14 protein-coding genes are annotated in these 16,000 nt (G+C 70.9%); 5 read left to right on the top strand and 9 right to left on the bottom strand.

The window, feature by feature from the left end:
* Positions 1–7 precede the first annotated feature (7 nt).
* The 3 genes from ACP4E5_RS28475 to ACP4E5_RS28485 all read right to left on the bottom strand — a co-directional run bounded on the left by ACP4E5_RS28475 (position 8) and on the right by ACP4E5_RS28485 (position 2,502).
* A complete protein-coding gene (locus tag ACP4E5_RS28475; RefSeq protein WP_425833507.1) occupies positions 8–955 on the bottom strand; it encodes a PrsW family intramembrane metalloprotease in 948 nt (315 codons plus the stop codon).
* Positions 956–1,082: 127 nt separating this feature from the next.
* Positions 1,083–1,280, bottom strand: a complete 198-nt coding sequence (locus ACP4E5_RS28480) for a helix-turn-helix transcriptional regulator (RefSeq protein WP_425833509.1) — start codon at positions 1,278–1,280, stop codon at positions 1,083–1,085.
* 319 nt (positions 1,281–1,599) lie between these two features.
* A complete protein-coding gene (locus ACP4E5_RS28485) occupies positions 1,600–2,502 on the bottom strand; it encodes a sugar phosphate isomerase/epimerase family protein (RefSeq protein ID WP_425833511.1) in 903 nt (300 codons plus the stop codon).
* 146 nt (positions 2,503–2,648) lie between these two features.
* On the opposite strand from ACP4E5_RS28485, the gene ACP4E5_RS28490 reads away from it, so the two are divergent.
* The 5 genes from ACP4E5_RS28490 to ACP4E5_RS28510 all read left to right on the top strand — a co-directional run bounded on the left by ACP4E5_RS28490 (position 2,649) and on the right by ACP4E5_RS28510 (position 9,537).
* Entirely contained in the window at positions 2,649–3,578 is a 930-nt protein-coding gene (locus ACP4E5_RS28490; protein WP_425833513.1) for a Cgl0159 family (beta/alpha)8-fold protein, read from the top strand.
* 15 nt (positions 3,579–3,593) lie between these two features.
* Complete coding sequence (iolB, locus tag ACP4E5_RS28495) at positions 3,594–4,412, top strand: 5-deoxy-glucuronate isomerase (RefSeq protein WP_425833515.1); 819 nt, start codon at positions 3,594–3,596, stop codon at positions 4,410–4,412.
* A complete protein-coding gene (gene iolD, locus ACP4E5_RS28500; protein WP_425833517.1) occupies positions 4,409–6,280 on the top strand; it encodes a 3D-(3,5/4)-trihydroxycyclohexane-1,2-dione acylhydrolase (decyclizing) in 1,872 nt (623 codons plus the stop codon). Before iolB ends, iolD begins: the two co-directional genes overlap by 4 nt.
* 31 nt (positions 6,281–6,311) lie before the next feature.
* Entirely contained in the window at positions 6,312–7,820 is a 1,509-nt protein-coding gene (locus tag ACP4E5_RS28505; RefSeq protein ID WP_425833519.1) for a CoA-acylating methylmalonate-semialdehyde dehydrogenase, read from the top strand.
* A 301-nt stretch (positions 7,821–8,121) separates the two neighbouring features.
* Positions 8,122–9,537, top strand: coding sequence for an APC family permease (locus ACP4E5_RS28510; protein WP_425833521.1), 1,416 nt, complete (start codon positions 8,122–8,124; stop codon positions 9,535–9,537).
* Between the two features lie 97 nt (positions 9,538–9,634).
* Here ACP4E5_RS28510 and ACP4E5_RS28515 read toward each other — a convergent pair whose 3' ends face one another.
* The 6 genes from ACP4E5_RS28515 to ACP4E5_RS28540 form a co-directional block, all read right to left on the bottom strand.
* A complete protein-coding gene (locus ACP4E5_RS28515) occupies positions 9,635–10,951 on the bottom strand; it encodes a Gfo/Idh/MocA family oxidoreductase (protein ID WP_425833523.1) in 1,317 nt (438 codons plus the stop codon).
* A 5-nt stretch (positions 10,952–10,956) separates the two neighbouring features.
* Positions 10,957–11,976, bottom strand: coding sequence for a LacI family DNA-binding transcriptional regulator (locus tag ACP4E5_RS28520; RefSeq protein WP_425833525.1), 1,020 nt, complete (start codon positions 11,974–11,976; stop codon positions 10,957–10,959).
* Positions 11,977–11,987: 11 nt separating this feature from the next.
* The gene (locus ACP4E5_RS28525) at positions 11,988–12,653 is read right to left on the bottom strand and encodes a hypothetical protein (RefSeq protein ID WP_425833527.1); all 666 of its coding nucleotides are present in this window, start codon (positions 12,651–12,653) and stop codon (positions 11,988–11,990) included.
* A 5-nt stretch (positions 12,654–12,658) separates the two neighbouring features.
* A complete protein-coding gene (locus ACP4E5_RS28530) occupies positions 12,659–13,510 on the bottom strand; it encodes a carbohydrate ABC transporter permease (RefSeq protein ID WP_425833529.1) in 852 nt (283 codons plus the stop codon).
* 2 nt (positions 13,511–13,512) lie between these two features.
* Positions 13,513–14,481 (bottom strand): carbohydrate ABC transporter permease, encoded by a 969-nt coding sequence (locus tag ACP4E5_RS28535; protein WP_425833531.1) that lies wholly within the window; start codon positions 14,479–14,481, stop codon positions 13,513–13,515.
* Positions 14,482–14,546: 65 nt separating this feature from the next.
* Positions 14,547–15,848, bottom strand: a complete 1,302-nt coding sequence (locus ACP4E5_RS28540; protein WP_425833533.1) for an ABC transporter substrate-binding protein — start codon at positions 15,846–15,848, stop codon at positions 14,547–14,549.
* Between the last annotated feature and the right edge of the window lie 152 nt (positions 15,849–16,000).

A 16,000-nucleotide genomic window follows, 5' to 3' on the forward strand; every position in this document is an offset into this window, starting at 1 on the left:
TATACCCCTAGGGGGTACTCCTCCAAGAAGGGTCCCGGCGGGCGAGTGAACGCACCCAGGTGAGCGCCAGGAGCGTGATGACGGCCAGTCCGCCGACCGAGAACAGCGTGAAGAGGTGCTCCTGCGCGTCGGTCGGCTTGGGGATGTAGCCCTGTGCGAAGAGCGTGCGGTCCAGGTTCGAGGTGGTGAGGTGGGCCACCAGCCAGAGCGCGATGCCGTGCATCGAGTCCCAGAGCGCGTGCAGGAGCGAGACGCCGAGGTAGGTGCCGATCACCGGGGCCGCGAAGCGGTAACGGCCGTCCGGGCGGCGCAGGGACAGGAGGACCGCTCCCGAGATCGCCGTCCACAGGCCGTGGCCGAAGGGGGCGAGCAGCCCGCGCAGGACCTCCGTCTCCAGGAGGGCCCGCAGGTCGATGCCCTTCATGGTGATCGCCGCGTTGAACGCGTAGCCCGCGCTCTCGAAGGCCGCGAAGCCGAAGCCGACCGTGGCGCCGAGGACCAGTCCCGCGCGCAGACCGCTGATGCGCGGGTGGCGGTGGAGTACGTAGACGAGGGCGAGCAGCTTGGCCGCCTCCTCGATCAGGCCGACGGCCACGAACATCCAGACCGAGGGGTGTACGAGGTAGTACTCCATCACCGACGCCCCGAGGACGCCGAGGATGCCGCCCACCAGGAAGCAGCCCAGGATCAGGCTCACGCCGAGGTCGCGGCCGTGCCGCTCGTACGCCCACAGGACGAAGACCGCCGGGGTGAGGAAGCTGCCCAGCAGGATGAGCGTGGGCAGCAGCGTGGTGTTCTGCGTGGCGTACGTGACGATCGCCGTCAGGGCCCACAGGGCGAGTCCGCCCCAGAGGCAGCGCTTCCAGAGTCCGGGGCGGATCTGCGGCCCCGGCGGGGGCGGCTGCTGGGGGATCCGGGCCTGGGGTGCCCCGAAGGGCGGCTGGGGCTGCGTCACTGCGATCCTTCCGGCGTGCCGGTAACTTACGGTCACCTTGGGTGATTTGTCCGAAGTTTATGGCGGGGTCGGATGTGTCGCAGCGTGGGCGCCGGGCCGGGAGTCCGTCCGGCCCGGCGCCCACGGTTCAGTCCTTGCGGCCCCGGTTGCTCGGGCGGGAGGCCACCCAGGCGCGGACCGTGTCGGCGTACCAATAGGGCTTGCCCGACTCGACGTGGTCGGGCGGGGGCAGCAGACCGTGCTTGCGGTACGAGCGGACGGTGTCGGGCTGCACGCGGATGTGCGCGGCGATGTCCTTGTACGACCAGAGCCTGCGGTCGTTCATCGGTGGCTCCTCCCTGGCGGTGCTCACGGCGGCTCGGGGGTGCCGCCAGTGATCAACTCAGCCTGTGCCCGGAGAACGAGGTGACCCGGGGTGAAGGGAGGGCCTGTGGGACGCCTGTGACGCAGAACCCGCGTAGGCCTGACATGTGTGACGCGATGGGGGCGTTTGTGACGCGAATGATGCAAAGGGGGCGCGCCGTGGGCGCATGCTCCGGCGCGCGAATGGACAGGAGGGCGTCAAACCCGGGTCGGACCAGTCGGCGGACCAGTCGGCAGGCCAGCCGGCAGGCCAGCCGGCAGGCCAGCCGTGGAACCCGCCGTCAGACCCCGCAGGAGCGCAGGAAGCGGCGCGTGCGGCGGGCGATCGGGAGTGGGCGGTCCGGCTCGCACGGGTACATGTCCTGCTCGACGATCGCGAACAGGTCGATGTCGAGCCTGCCCGCGGCGGCGAGCACCGGCTCCAGCTCCGGTACGCCGCGCGGGGGCTCGCACATCACGCCCTGCGCCACGGCGGGACCGAACGGCGTGCCCTGTTCGCGGACGGTGGCGAGGACCGCCGGGTCCACCTGCTTCAGGTGCAGATAGCCGATCCGCTCCCCGTACGTCTCGATGAGCTTGACGCTGTCGCCGCCGCAGTACGCGTAGTGGCCGGTGTCCAGGCACAGCGACACGAGCTCGGGGTCGGTGGCGTCGAGGAGCCGCGTGACGTTCTCCTCCGTGTCGACGTGGGTGTCGGCGTGCGGGTGGAAGACCAGTTTCAAGCCGTAACGGTCCCGCACCTCGCGCCCGAGGCGTTCGGTCTGCGAGGCCAGCTGGCGCCACTGCTCGGCGGTGAGCCTCGACTCCTCCAGCACCTCGCCCGTCTTGTCGTCGCGCCAGAAGGACGGGATGACGACCAGGTGCCGGGCGCCCGTCGCCTGCGTGAGTTCGGCGATGGAGGACACGTGCTCCCACGTCTTCTCCCACACCGCCGGGCCGTGGTGCAGCCCCGTGAACACCGTGCCCGCCGACACCTTCAGGCCGCGGCGGCCCGTCTCCTCGGTGAGGACGCGCGGATCCGACGGCAGATAGCCGTACGGGCCCAGCTCGATCCACTCGTACCCGGCCTCGGCCACCTCGTCGAGAAAGCGCTCGTACGGGACCTGCTTCGGGTCGTCGGGGAACCAGACGCCCCAGGAGTCGGGGGCCGAGCCGATGCGGATGCGCGCGGGCGTGGTCGTCATGGGATCAGCCTCGAACCGCCCGAAGAGGAGTGTCAAGGCGTCGTCCGAATGTCAGGACAAAATATTGACAGGGGGCTCGGGCGGGTCTAGATCTGTCGGGGCGACGGAGATTGCAGGGCGTCGCGCCGAAGGGGATGGAGCCGGGCTTGAGTGAGGCAGAGGGTGTGGACCTCCGGTGGCTTGCCCGTGTCCGGGCCGAGCGGCCGGAGGCCGTCGTCGAGGCCGCGGACCGGCGGGAGCGGCGGCCGGCGCTGCTCGGCGCGGGGCGGCGGCTGATGATCGTGGCGGCCGACCATCCGGCCCGGGGCGCGCTCGGCGTCGGGGAGCGGGCGTTCGCCATGGCGGACCGGGCCGATCTGCTGCGGCGGCTGTGCGTCGCGCTGGCCCGGCCGGGCGTGGACGGGGTGCTGGCCTCCGCCGATGTGGTCGAAGACCTGCTGCTGCTCGGCGTGTTGGACGGCAAGGTCGTCATCGGGTCCATGAACCGGGGCGGGCTCGCCGGGTCCTCCTTCGAGCTGGACGACCGGTTCACCGGGTACCGGGCCGAGGATCTGGACCGGTTCGGCTTCGACGCCGGGAAGCTGCTGCTGCGCCTCGACTACGACGATCCGGGCTCCGGTTCCGTGCGCACACTGGAGGCCGCCGCCCGCGCGGTCGACGCGATGGCGGCGCGCCGGCTGCCCCTGTTCGTCGAGCCGTTCCTGAGCCGCCGCGACCCCGGAACCGGCTTGCTGCGCGCCGACTTGAGCCCGGAGAGCGTCATCACGTCGATCGCCGTCGCCTCGGGCCTCGGCGGCACCTCCGCGTACACCTGGCTGAAGCTCCCGGTCGCCGACGACCCCGACGACATGGCCCGGGTCATGGAGACCTCCGCCCTGCCCGCCGTGCTGCTCGGCGGCGACATCAAGGACGGCGATCAGGACGCCACGTACGAGAAGTGGCGCGCCGCGCTCCAACTGCCCACGGTTCAGGGGCTCGTGGTGGGGCGGTCGCTGCTCTATCCGGCCGACGGGGACGTCGCGGCCGCCGTCGACACGGCCGTCGGCCTGCTGCGCAGCACACGTACGGATGTCTAGGAGGAGAGTAGAGGGATGACGCACCTTCCACGCGGGAGCGCCGCCGACGGCCCCTACGCCCTGTCCGTCGACCCGGACAAGACCGGCTGGGCCCGGGCCGGGCTGCGGATTCTCGAACTCGACGCCGGGCGGACGCACACCTTCGACACCGGCGAGAGCGAGTGGATCGTGCTGCCGCTGTCCGGCGGATGTTCCGTCCGCGCGGCAGGGATGAACCTTGAACTGGCGGGCAGGGGCAGCGTATTCAGTTCAGTGAGTGACTTCGCCTATGTTCCGCGCGACACCAGTGTGGAGATCTCCTCCGGTGCGGGAGGCCGGTTCGCCCTGGCAGGAGCGAAATGCGGTCGACGACTCCCCGTCCGCTACGGCCCCGCGCCGGAGGTTTCCGTCGAGGACAGGGGCGGCGGGCAGAGCGCACGGCAGGTGCGCAACTTCGCCGCCGCCGACGCCTTCGACTGCGACCAGCTCATCGCCGTCGAGGTGATCACCCCCGGCGGGAACTGGTCCTCGTACCCGCCGCACAAGCACGACGAGCACCGGCCGGGCGAGGAGACGCTGCTCGAGGAGATCTACTACTTCGAGATCGACAGCCCTGACGGCGGACCCGAGGGGTACGGGTATCAGCGCGTGTCCCCGTCCAGGCCCGGCGGCACCGACCTCCTCGCCGAGGTCCGCTCCGGCGACACCGTGCTCGTCCCCGACGGCTGGCACGGACCGTCCATCGCCCAGCCGGGCCACGCCATGTACTACCTGAACGTCATGGCGGGACCGGGGGACGAGCGGGAGTGGAAGATCTGCTTCCACCCCGATCACGCCACGGAGGGATACCGATGACCCGCCTCACCGTCGCCCAGGCCCTCGTCCGCTTCCTCGCGGCCCAGTACACGGAGCGCGACGGCGCCCGGCAGCGGCTCATCGGCGCCACCTGGGGCATCTTCGGCCACGGCAACGTGGCCGGGCTCGGCCAGGCGCTCCTCCAGTACGGCGACGACATGCCCTTCCACCAGGGCCGCAACGAACAGGCGATGGTGCACGCCGCCGTCGGCTACGCGCGCCAGCGCGACCGCCTGTCCACGCACGCCGTCACCACCTCGATCGGGCCCGGCGCCACGAACCTCGTCACCGGCGCCGCCCTCGCCACCATCAACCACCTGCCCGTACTGCTGCTCCCCGGCGACGTGTTCGCGACGCGGCCCGCCGACCCGGTGCTCCAGCAGCTCGAAGTCCCCTACGCGGGCGACGTGTCGGTCAACGACTGCCTGCGCCCGGTGTCGAAGTACTTCGACCGGATCGAGCGGCCCGAGCGGCTCATTCCGGCCGCGCTCCAGGCCATGCGCGTACTCACCGATCCCGTCGACACCGGCGCCGTCACGCTCGCGCTGCCGCAGGACGTGCAGGCGGAGGCGTTCGACTGGCCGGAGGAGTTCTTCCGGGAGCGGGTCTGGACCGTGCGCCGCCCCGCGGCGGACCCTGGCGAACTGGACGCTGCCGTACGGGAGTTGAAGCGCGCCCGGCGCCCGCTCGTCGTCGCCGGCGGCGGGGTCCACCACAGCGGCGCCGAGGACGCCCTCAAGGAGTTCGCCGACGCCACCGGCATCCCCGTCGCCTCCACCCAGGCCGGCAAGGGCTCGCTGCTGCACGACCACCCCGCCGACGTCGGCGGCATCGGCCACACCGGCACCGCCACCGCCAACGAACTCGCCCGCACCGCCGACCTGGTGCTCGGCGTCGGCACCCGGTACACGGACTTCACGACGGCCTCCGCGACCCTCTTCGCCCACCCGGACGTCCGCTTCCTGAACCTGAACGTCGCCGCCTTCGACGCCCACAAGCTGTCCGCGCAGCCACTCGTCGCCGACGCCCGCGCGGGCCTCGACGCGCTGCGCGCGGCGCTCGGCGGGACGTACCGGGCCGACCGCGCGTACGTAGCCGAGTACACCGAGGACAAGGAGCGCTGGGAGCACCGCGTCGACGCCTGCTTCGTCGCCGAGGACGAACTCCTGCGCCCGACCCAGACCCAAGTCCTGGGCGCACTCGACGAGTTGGCGACCGGGGACGACATCCTCATCAACGCCGCGGGCTCGCTCCCCGGCGATCTGCACAAGCTGTGGCGGGCCCGCTCCCGCGACCAGTACCACGTCGAGTACGGGTACTCCTGCATGGGCTACGAGATCCCGGCGGCGCTCGGCGTCGCGCTCGCCGCGCCCGGCCGGCCCGTGTGGGCGCTCGTCGGCGACGGCACGTATCTGATGCTGCCCACCGAGATCGTCACCGCGGTCCAGGAGGGCATCCCCGTCAAGGTCGTCATCCTTCAGAACCACGGGTACGCGTCCATCGGCGGCCTCTCCGCGTCCGTCGGCGCCGAGGGCTTCGCCACGCAGTACCGGTACGCGGGGGAGCGGGGGGCGTACGCGGGCGCGCCGCTGCCCGTCGACCTCGCGGCGAACGCGGCCAGCCTCGGGATGACCGTGCACCGCGCCAAGACCGTGCGTGACCTGCGGGAAGCGCTCGCCGCCGCGCGCGAGGCCACCCGCCCCACATGTGTCTACGTGGAGACCGAAACGTCAGACACAGTGTCGGGCCCGCCTCCCGCGCAGGCGTGGTGGGATGTTCCTGTGGCCGAGACGGCGGAGCGCAGCGCCGCGGTCAAGGCCCGCGAGGAGTACGACCGGCGCGCCGCCGGTCGGCGCCGCCACCTCTGAGAAGTACGCAGCCGTCACAGGAGTCGCCCGTATGTCTGACACGAAGTTGGTCCACCACTGGATCGGCGGCAAGACCGTCGAGGGCGCGTCGGGCAATCACGGCCCGGTGACCGACCCGGCGACCGGCGCCGTCACCACGCACGTCGACTTCGCGAGCGTCGAAGAGGTGGACGCGGCCGTCGCCACCGCCAAGGAGGCGTTCGCTTCCTGGGGCCAGTCCTCGCTCGCCAAGCGCACGGAGATCCTCTTCCGGTTCCGCGCGCTGCTCGACGCCAACCGTGACGCGATCGCCGAGCTGATCACCGCCGAGCACGGCAAGGTGCACTCCGACGCGCTCGGCGAGGTGGCCCGCGGCCTGGAGATCGTCGACCTGGCCTGCGGCATCAACGTGCAGCTGAAGGGCGAGCTGTCGACGCAGGTCGCGAGCCGCGTCGACGTGGCGTCGATCCGGCAGCCGCTGGGCGTCGTCGCCGGCATCACGCCGTTCAACTTCCCGGCCATGGTGCCGATGTGGATGTTCCCGATCGCCATCGCGACCGGCAACACCTTCGTGCTGAAGCCGTCCGAGAAGGACCCGTCGGCCGCCGTCAAGATCGCCGAGCTGCTCACCGAGGCCGGCCTGCCCGACGGCGTCTTCAACGTGCTGCACGGCGACAAGGTCGCCGTCGACCGCCTCCTGGAGCACCCGGACGTCGCCGCCGTCTCCTTCGTGGGCTCGACGCCGATCGCCCGCCACATCCACGCCACGGCCTCCGCCAACGGCAAGCGCGTACAGGCCCTCGGCGGCGCCAAGAACCACATGCTGGTGCTGCCCGACGCCGACCTGGACGCGGCGGCCGACGCCGCGGTCTCGGCGGCGTACGGCTCGGCGGGCGAGCGCTGCATGGCCATCTCGGCCGTCGTCGCCGTCGGTTCGATCGGCGACGAGCTCGTCGCGAAGATCAAGGAGCGCGCCGAGAAGATCAAGATCGGCCCCGGCAACGACCCGACGTCCGAGATGGGCCCGCTCATCACGGCCGCCCACCGCGACAAGGTCGCCTCCTACGTGAAGGGCGCGGCGGCCGAGGGCTGCGACGTCGTCCTCGACGGCAGCGAGCACACGGTGCCCGGCTTCGAGAACGGCCACTGGGTGGGCCTGTCGCTCCTCGACAACGTCCCCACGACCGCCAAGGCCTACCAGGACGAGATCTTCGGCCCGGTCCTGTGCGTGCTGCGCACGGAGACGTACGACGAGGGCGTGGCCCTCATGAACGCGTCCCCGTTCGGCAACGGCACCGCGATCTTCACCCGTGACGGCGGCGCCGCCCGCCGCTTCCAGATGGAGATCGAGGCCGGCATGGTCGGCGTCAACGTGCCGATCCCGGTGCCGGTCGGCTACCACAGCTTCGGTGGCTGGAAGGACTCGCTCTTCGGCGACCACCACATCTACGGCAACGACGGCACGCACTTCTACACCCGCGGCAAGGTCGTCACGACCCGCTGGCCGGACCCGGCCGACGCCCCCTCGGGCGTGGACCTGGGCTTCCCGCGCAACCACTGAGGACGGCCCGCATGTCCGGAGTGCGGACAGTTCACTGTGAACTTCAGCGCTCCGGCTGCGGTTCCCGTACGTAGGGGATGAACCGGGCGGCGTAGGCAGATGTCCAAAGTGCCCATGGATACCAAGGTCAACTGCGGGTCCGGTCACGTGTAACACGACCAACTTTGCGAACGCCTAAAGAAGTGAGGCGAGTTGGCCGAAGCGGTGGTGCGGATTCCGAAGGAAAACAGGCGTTGACGTTCGGATATCGGCGAGGTTGCATGTGGCGCGCCCTGTCGCACGAGTCGATCGGAACCGCTTCATGACCGACACGCTTCGCACCGCCGCCGCCCCCTCGGCGGAGCCCCTGCCGGACACGGCACTCGAAGGTTCAGAAGGTTCTCCCCAGAAGCTCAAGCGTTCCATCGGCGTCGTCGGAGGCACCCTGCTCACGCTGTCCTGCGTGACGCCCGCCTCCTCGCTCTTCGTCGTCGTCCCCGACCTGTTCGGCAGCCTCGGCACCGCCACGGCGCTCACCATCGCCGTCGGCTCACTGATCTGTATCGGCGTGGCGTTCCTCTACTCGGAACTGGGCACCCTCATCCCCAGCGCCGGCGGCGAGTACGCCATGGTCTCGACGCTCGCCGGACGCCTGGCGGGCTGGCTGGTCTTCATCCTGTCCCTGCTGGTCGTGTTCATCGTGCCGCCGGTGATCGCCATGGGCACGGCCGACTACCTGGAGCCGTTGATCCACCTCGACCCGGCGATGACGGGCGCGGGCGTGATGCTGCTCTCCACCCTCGCGGGCCTGCTCGACCTGCGCGCCAACGCGTGGATCACCGGCATCTTCCTCGTCCTCGAGGTCATCGCGGCGGCCCTCGTCGCGATCCTCGGCTTCGCGCACGCCGAGCGCGGCATCGGCTCGCTCGGCTCGATGCAGGTCGCGGGCTCGAGCGGCCACACGGACGCGGTGACGGGCATGCTCGTCGTCTCGGGCCTCGCCATCGCCCTCTTCGTCACCCAGGGCTTCTCCACGGCCGTCTACCTCTCCGAGGAGCTGGAGAACCCGCGCAAGTCCGTGGCCCGCACCGTCCTCGCCACGCTCGCCATCTCCACCGTCGTCATCCTGATCCCCGTCGTCGCGATCACGATGGGCGCCAAGGATCTCTCGGCGCTCACCTCGGGCGACATCAGCACGATGGTCGTCGCCTGGTCGAACTCGGCGGTCGGCACGTTCGTCTCGCTCTGCGTCGCGCTCGCCATCATCAACGCGGGCATCGTCATGGTCATCCAGAACTCCCGCGTCCTGTTCGCCTCGGCCCGCGACAAGGCCTGGCCCGGCCCGGTCAACAACGCCCTGTCCCGCCTCGGCCGCTTCGGCTCCCCGTGGGTCGCGACCCTGGCCGTCGGCGTCCCCGGCGCGGCCCTCTGCTTCGTCAACCTCGACACCCTGTACGGCGTGACGGGCGTCTCCGTCACCGGCATGTACCTCCTCGTCGCGGTGGCCGCCCTGTTCGCCCGCCGCGGCACCCACAAGAACCAGCCGGCCTGGCGGATGCCGCTGTGGCCCGGCATCCCCGTGGTCCTGATCGCCCTGATGATCTACATCCTGATCGAGCAGGAGGTCACGTACCTGCTGTGGACGGGCGGCATCATGGCCGTGGCGACGCTGTACTGGGCCTTTTACCTGCGGCCCCGCCAGGAGACGCGGTGGTTGGTGTCGGTGCCGACCGAGTAGCACGCTTCATTCGGGTTGTGTGCCCAAGCGCCGGTGCGGCCAATTCAAGCCCCGCCGGCGATTGAGGCGCGGGGCCCGGGGCAGAGCCCCGCGACCGTCACCACAGCTGGGCGGTGTCCACCGGCAGACCGGAAACCAACGACGAGTTCCCGGCAACGCCAACCGCCAGGGCAAGCGCCCCGTCCCGCGCCGTCGCCCCCTTCCCTGCCGCCGGCACCGCCCCGTCGTCGGAGCCGTCGCCCAGGGGGCCGAAGAGTTCCTTCAGCATGCGGAGGTCGCCGCCGCCGTGGGATCCGGCCGACCACTCGTACGGGATGTCGCGCGGGGCCTCCCACAGGGGGCGCAGCAGGATGGAGGTGCGGCCGGGGCGGTCCATGACCACGCCGCCGTGCGAGGCGCCGTCGCCGCCGGTGGCGACCTTCGGGGGCTGCCAGGTGTTCTCCTCGACCTCCAGTTCCAGGCGGCCGGCCGTGCCGTTGAACATCACGCGGTAGCCCTCCCAGGGCGAGTACGCCGTGAGGTGGTACGTCATCGTGGCGCCGGAGTCGTAGCGAACCAGGACCGACAGGTCGTCCTCGACGTCGATGGCGTCGCCGAAGACGTTGCGGTCGCGGACGTACGGGTCGCCGGCCGCCTCGGCGTCCACGTACAGGGACTTGAGGTTCGGGTCGTCGGCGAGGTGGATCGCGTACGGGTCGGTGGCCGCCGCCTCGGAGCCGTGGGCGCGGACGTAGTCGCGGCGCAGGCCCGTGCGGTCGCCGTTGTCGCGGCCGTAGAAGACCAGGCCGCCCTCCGCGTACACCCGCGAAGGGGCCGCGCCCAGCCACCAGTTGACGAGGTCGAAGTGGTGGCCCGACTTGTGGACGAGGAGACCGCCGCTGTGCTGCTTCTCGCGGTGCCAGCGGCGGAAGTAGTCGGCGCCGTGGCGGACGTCGAGGAGCCATTCGAAGTGGACGGAGCGGATCTCGCCGATCGCGCCGTCGTGGAGGAGCTGCCAGACCTTCTCGTGGGCCGGGTTGTAGCGGTAGTTGAAGCCGACCGACAGCTCGCCGCCGGTGCGGTCCACCGTGTCGAGGATGGAGCGGCACTTCTCCGCGTCCGTCGTCATCGGCTTCTCCGTCACCACCCGGCAGCCCGCTTCGAGCGCGGTGTTGATGTACGTGTGGTGGGTCGCGTCGACCGTGGTGACGACCACCTCGTCGATCCGGTGCTCGCGCAGGGCCGTACCGAAGTCCGACGGGTCGCAGGCCGCCGCCTCCGGCGCGCCGAGCGACGCGAGCACCCGGTTGTGGTGGGCGATACGGGTCGGGCTCGGGTCCGCGAGGAGGGCTACGTCGTAGTGGGGGCGGGCGCCCAGGGCCTTGGTGTACATCTGGGCGCGGTGGCCGGTGCCGATGATCGCGGCGCGCTTCATGGAGGTCAGGATTCCTTTCGGGGGGCTGGGCCCGTGGAGCGGCGGACTATCAACTCGCTGTCCAGCGAGAGTTCTTCGGGTACGCGGGTCGGGTCGTCGAGGCGGCGCAGCATCAGGTCGACGGCGCGTTCGCCGAGCGCGTCGAGCGGGATGCGGACCGACGTGAGGGCCGGGGTCGCCGTGGTGGCGAGGAGGGTGTCGTCGGCGCCCACGACGCTGACGTCGTCGGGCACCCGCACCCCACGGTCGGCGAGGCGGGACAGCACACCGAGCGCCATCAGGTCGTTGTGCGCGACGATCGCGGTCGCGCCCGCGGCCAGGGCCAGGTCGGCGACCTGCGCGCCCGTGTGGAACTTGGGCTCGTGCGGGCCGAACTCCGTGACTTTCAGCTCCAGTTGCTCGGCGGCGTACCGGACGGCGTGGCCGCGCTGCTCGCTCGACCAGGAGTTGCGGGCCCCCAGGATCAGGGCGAGGTGCCGGTGGCCGAGCGCGTGCAGATGCGCCACCGCCTGGCGCAGCCCGTCGTCGCTGGGCGCGACCACGGACGACACCCCGCACACGCTCCGATTCACGGCGACGCTCGGCACCTGCCGGACGATCTCGCCGAGCCGGGCGCCGTCCATCCTCGGGGCGACGAGCAGCAGCCCGTCGACCTGGCGGGCCAGCGTGAGCGCCAACTCGTACTCGTCGTCGGGGTGTTCGTCGGTGTCCGCGAGGAACACGGCGTAGTCCTTGCGGCGGGCGCGGGCCTGCACGGCCTTCACGATCACCGCGAAGAACGGATTGGCGATGTCGGGCACGATGAGGCCGAGCGTGCGGGTGCGGCCCTCTGCGAGCGACCGGGCGATGCGGCTGGGCCGGTACCCGAGCCGTTCCGCTGCCGCGAGGACCCGGGCGCGGGTCTCCGCCCGTACCTGGTGCGGGGAGGCGAAGCAGCGGCTGACGGTGGAGGGCGACACACCGGCGTCCGCCGCGACGTCCTCTGCGGTGGCGCTGCCGCTGCCTTGGTGGTCGTGGTTGCGCATGACGTGTTCCCTCACGTGGTCGTCTTTCGCGCAGTTCCCCGCGCCCCCAAGCAAGCCCCTCCGGCGTTTGAGGAGCGGGGTCCGGGGCGGAGCCCCGGGGCGGTGCGGCGGTCGACTGCTACTGCGGCCAGGGCCAGGACACCCGTCACCAAGGGCGTCAGCAGGAGCAGTTGCCAGGCGCAGACCGCCGATACGAGGACCGCTCCCGCCAGCATCGCCGACCCCGACACATCCCGCCCCGGCCGCGCCCAGCGCCCCGTCGAGGACCACGTCGCCGCCATCCGTACCTGGTACACGACCACCGCCCCCGCCGCCCCGGCGATCGCCACCGCCAGTACGCCGAAGAACGGAACGTCGCCCGCGACCGCCGCCAGGCGAAGGTCCGCGCCCAGGAAGCCGAGGGCCGCGAGGCCCGCCGCCCCCACCGCGGAACCGCCCCCCAGCGCCGCCCGCCAGTCCGCCGCGAACCGCCGGGCCGTGCCGGGCGAGGGGCCGTCCGGCACACAGCGACGTACCGCCGCGCATCCCGCCGCCATCGCCGCCGGCCACGTGACGAGCAGCAGGGAACCCGCCGCCACCAGCACCCCGATCCACAGCACCTCCGCGAAGAGCGTGAACCGCTCGCCGTACGGAGTGTCGCGCCGCGCCACCGTGCTCGTACCGCCTGGAGCACTCATGCCGCTCATCCCTTCATTCCGGAGGTCGCCGCGCCCTCGATCAACAGCCGCTGGAACGCCACGAAGAACGCGATCACCGGCAGCAGCGAGAGGACCGACATGCCGAGCATCGCCCCGTAGTCCTGGCTGCTGGTCGAGTCGACGAACAGGCGCAACGCCACCGGCAGCGGGTACTTCTCCGGCGACTGGAGGTAGATCAGCGGCGCGAAGAAGTCGTTCCAGGACCAGATGAACGTGAAGATCGCCGTGGTGATGAGGGCGGGCCGCAGCAGCGGGAGCACGATGTGGCCGAAGATCCGGAAGTGCCCGCAGCCGTCGATCAGCGCCGCCTCGTCGAGGCTGCGCGGCAGGTTGCGTACGAACTGCACCATCAGGAACACGAAGAACGCGTCCGTGGCGAGGAACTTGCCGAGGAGCAGCGGGACGTAGGTGTCGACCAGGCCGACCTTCTGGAACATCGTGTACTGCGGGATGAGCAGCAGATGCGTCGGCAGCAGGATCGTGCCGATCATGACGGCGAACATCGCGCCGCGCCCCCGGAACCGCAGCCGCGCGAAGGCGTACGCGGCGATCGAGCACGACAGTACGTTGCCGATCACGGAACCCACGGCAAGGAGCAGGGAGTTGCTGAAGAAGCGCCACGCCGGGACCTCGGCGATGCCGTCGAGCGCCGTGCCGAAGCCGCTCCAACTGAGCTTCGAGGGAAGCAGGTTGAAGCTGGAGATGATCTCGTCGGCGGGCTTCACGGACGCGGTGAACACCCAGAACACCGGATAGAGGAGGACCAGGAGCAGGGCGATCGCGCCCACGTGCCACAAAGTCGAACGCGTGCCGGCCGTGGTGGTAGTCGAGGCCATCGTCACTTCTCCTCGCCCGCGTAGTGGACCCAGCGGCCCGAAGTCTTGAAGAGCACCGCGGTGATCACGCCGACGACCAGGAGCAGCACCCAGGTCAGGGCCGCCGCGTAGCCCATCCGGAAGTCGTTGAAGCCGAGTTCGTACAGGTACATCGAGTAGACGTGGGTCGAGCCCGCGGGCCCGCCGGTGCCGTTGGAGAGCACGAACGCCGAGTTGAACATCTGGAAGGCGTGCACCATCTCCAGGACCAGGTTGAAGAAGATCACCGGGGAGAGCATGGGGACCGTGACCGAGATGAAGCGGCGCCAGGGGCCCGCCCCGTCGATCTCCGCCGCCTCGAACAGGTCGCGCGGGATCTGCTGCAGCGCCGCCAGGAAGATCACCATGGGCGCGCCGAACTGCCAGACGGACAGCGCGACCAGGGACATCAACGACCAGTCCGGGTTGGAGATCCAGCCGCCCGTGTGGATCCCGAAGGCACCGAGGAACTGGTCGACGACGCTGCCCGTGGAGAACAGCAGCCGCCACACGATGGCCGCGCCGACGCTCGCGCCGATCAGGGACGGCATGTAGAAGGCGGCCCGGTAGAAGTTGCGGCCCTTGCGGCGGGTGTGCAGCAGGAGGGCCACGCCGAGCGCCGCGATCAGCTTCAGTGGCGTCGCGACGACCACGTAGAGCAGCGTCACGCCGACGGTGTCCCGGACCTCGGGGTCGTCGAACAGGATCCGCTTGTAGTTGTCGAGGCCGATCCAGCGGGGCGCGTCGAACAGGTTGTAGTCCGTGAACGACATGTAGAGCGAGAACAGCATCGGGCCGAGCGTCAGCACGGCCGCGCCGATCATCCACGGGGTGAGGAAGACGTACGCGGAGCGGTCATTGGTGCCCCGGCGGCGCTTCCCGGGAGGGGGCGAGGGGGAGTCGCCGCGGCGTGCGCGGGGTATCGCGGCGTCGGTCGTCGTCGTAGAGGCCATGAGGACTCCGTACGGTTTCGAGGGGGACAGGAGGGGGCGGCGAGGTCCTGCGCGGGGTCCTGCCGTCAGGCGAGGACGACCTCCGACTGGTCGAAGTAGAGGTCCACGGCCTGGTCCACGGAGATCCGGCCGTAGAAGAGCTTCTCGGCGACGCGCTGCAGATAGACATTGAGGGACGCGCCGCCGTCGGCGGGCGGCGGCGGGGTCGCGGCGAGCGTCTTCGCGACCCGCTCCTCGTACGCCTGGACCTGGCGCACCTTCGGGTCGGAGGTGTCGGCCGCGCCCTGCTGGCTCGTGGTGGGCGGCATGCCGATGTTGGTGCCGAGGATCTTCGCCACGCGCCGGTCGTTGACCATGAAGTTGATGAACCGCGCGCCCTCGCTCGGGTACGGGCTCTGCGCGGCGGCGGCGATCAGCATGCCCGGCTTGGCGTAGATGCCGGAGCGCCCGGTGTCGCTGGGGACCGTGCCGAGGGAGAGCGTGCTGCCGCGCATGTCGCTGCGGCCGCCGACCTGGTTGTCCCACTCCAGGTAGGAGGCGGCCCTGCGGGTGGTGATGGGGAAGCCGGGCAGCGATTCGAGTACGGCGTCGGGCCCCGCCAGCGCGCCCTCCTTGCGCCAGCCGTCGGCCAGGGCGAGGTAGCGGCGCATGTCGTCCCGGTCGAAGCCGAGGGCGCCCTTGTCGGTCCACATCTGGAGGCCCTGCTGGCGCATCCACACTTCGAGGCCCATGTAGTTCTGGGCGGGATTGTCCATCCCGTACTGCACGGGGCTGCCGTGGCGTCTGCCGTACCGGGTCACCTTGAGGGACTGCTCCATGAACGCGTCCCAGCTCATCCGCGCCGTCGGCTTGCGGGCGCCGGCCGCGGCCCACGCCTTGGCGTCGTACAGGAGCGAGACGCAGTTGCTGCCCAGCGGGAGCGCGACGCGGCGGCCGTTCACCTCGCCCGCGGTACGCAGCGACGGGATCACCGTCGACGCGTCGATCTCCTTGCCGTCGCCGGTGTGCGGGCCGAGGTCGGCGAGCACGCCGTGCTCACCGAGGGTGCGGATCCAGGCGTAGTCGACGTGCATCACGTCGGGCGGGTTGCCGCCCGCGGCGGCGGTGCTGAGCTTCGGCCAGAAGGCGTCGAACGCGGCGAAGCTCGACTTCACCTTGATCTTGGGATGCTCGCGTTCGAAGATCGCGATGCACTTGTTGATGAGGTCGGCCCGGCCGCTGTCGCCCCAGAAGAAGTAGCGCAGCGTCACGGTGCCGCCGGCGCCGACGGAGCGCGCGGGCCCGCCGCAGGCGGTCAGCGCGGCACCGAGGCCGGAGGCGAGCAGGGCGGACAGGGTCGTGCGACGGGAGGGGGCGGCACTGCCCATAGGGGGCCTCCACGAGCGGCTCGGCGGTGGGCGCTGTCGAGGAGGGACGTTTGCATGCGCTCGCAGGCCGGTCAATGGTTTGCGCAACGCTTTCCGGAACGGGCCCTTCCCGTCAACTCCCGTGCATGCGCCCACCCTTGACGCTCGCTGCG

The sequence above is a fragment of the Streptomyces fractus genome, assembly GCF_049844455.1.
Lineage (GTDB): Bacteria > Actinomycetota > Actinomycetes > Streptomycetales > Streptomycetaceae > Streptomyces > Streptomyces fractus.

Excerpts from the sequence above, each read along its gene's own strand:
- ACP4E5_RS28480 (WP_425833509.1), bottom strand. The coding sequence starts at position 1,280 with ATGAACGACCGCAGGCTCTGGTCGTACAAGGACATCGCCGCGCACATC.
- ACP4E5_RS28485 (WP_425833511.1), bottom strand. The coding sequence starts at position 2,502 with ATGACGACCACGCCCGCGCGCATCCGCATCGGCTCGGCCCCCGACTCC.
- iolB (WP_425833515.1), top strand. The coding sequence starts at position 3,594 with ATGACGCACCTTCCACGCGGGAGCGCCGCCGACGGCCCCTACGCCCTG.
- iolD (WP_425833517.1), top strand. The coding sequence starts at position 4,409 with ATGACCCGCCTCACCGTCGCCCAGGCCCTCGTCCGCTTCCTCGCGGCC.
- ACP4E5_RS28505 (WP_425833519.1), top strand. The coding sequence starts at position 6,312 with ATGTCTGACACGAAGTTGGTCCACCACTGGATCGGCGGCAAGACCGTC.
- ACP4E5_RS28510 (WP_425833521.1), top strand. The coding sequence starts at position 8,122 with ATGACCGACACGCTTCGCACCGCCGCCGCCCCCTCGGCGGAGCCCCTG.
- ACP4E5_RS28515 (WP_425833523.1), bottom strand. The coding sequence starts at position 10,951 with ATGAAGCGCGCCGCGATCATCGGCACCGGCCACCGCGCCCAGATGTAC.
- ACP4E5_RS28520 (WP_425833525.1), bottom strand. The coding sequence starts at position 11,976 with ATGCGCAACCACGACCACCAAGGCAGCGGCAGCGCCACCGCAGAGGAC.
- ACP4E5_RS28525 (WP_425833527.1), bottom strand. The coding sequence starts at position 12,653 with ATGAGTGCTCCAGGCGGTACGAGCACGGTGGCGCGGCGCGACACTCCG.
- ACP4E5_RS28530 (WP_425833529.1), bottom strand. The coding sequence starts at position 13,510 with ATGGCCTCGACTACCACCACGGCCGGCACGCGTTCGACTTTGTGGCAC.
- ACP4E5_RS28535 (WP_425833531.1), bottom strand. The coding sequence starts at position 14,481 with ATGGCCTCTACGACGACGACCGACGCCGCGATACCCCGCGCACGCCGC.
- ACP4E5_RS28540 (WP_425833533.1), bottom strand. The coding sequence starts at position 15,848 with ATGGGCAGTGCCGCCCCCTCCCGTCGCACGACCCTGTCCGCCCTGCTC.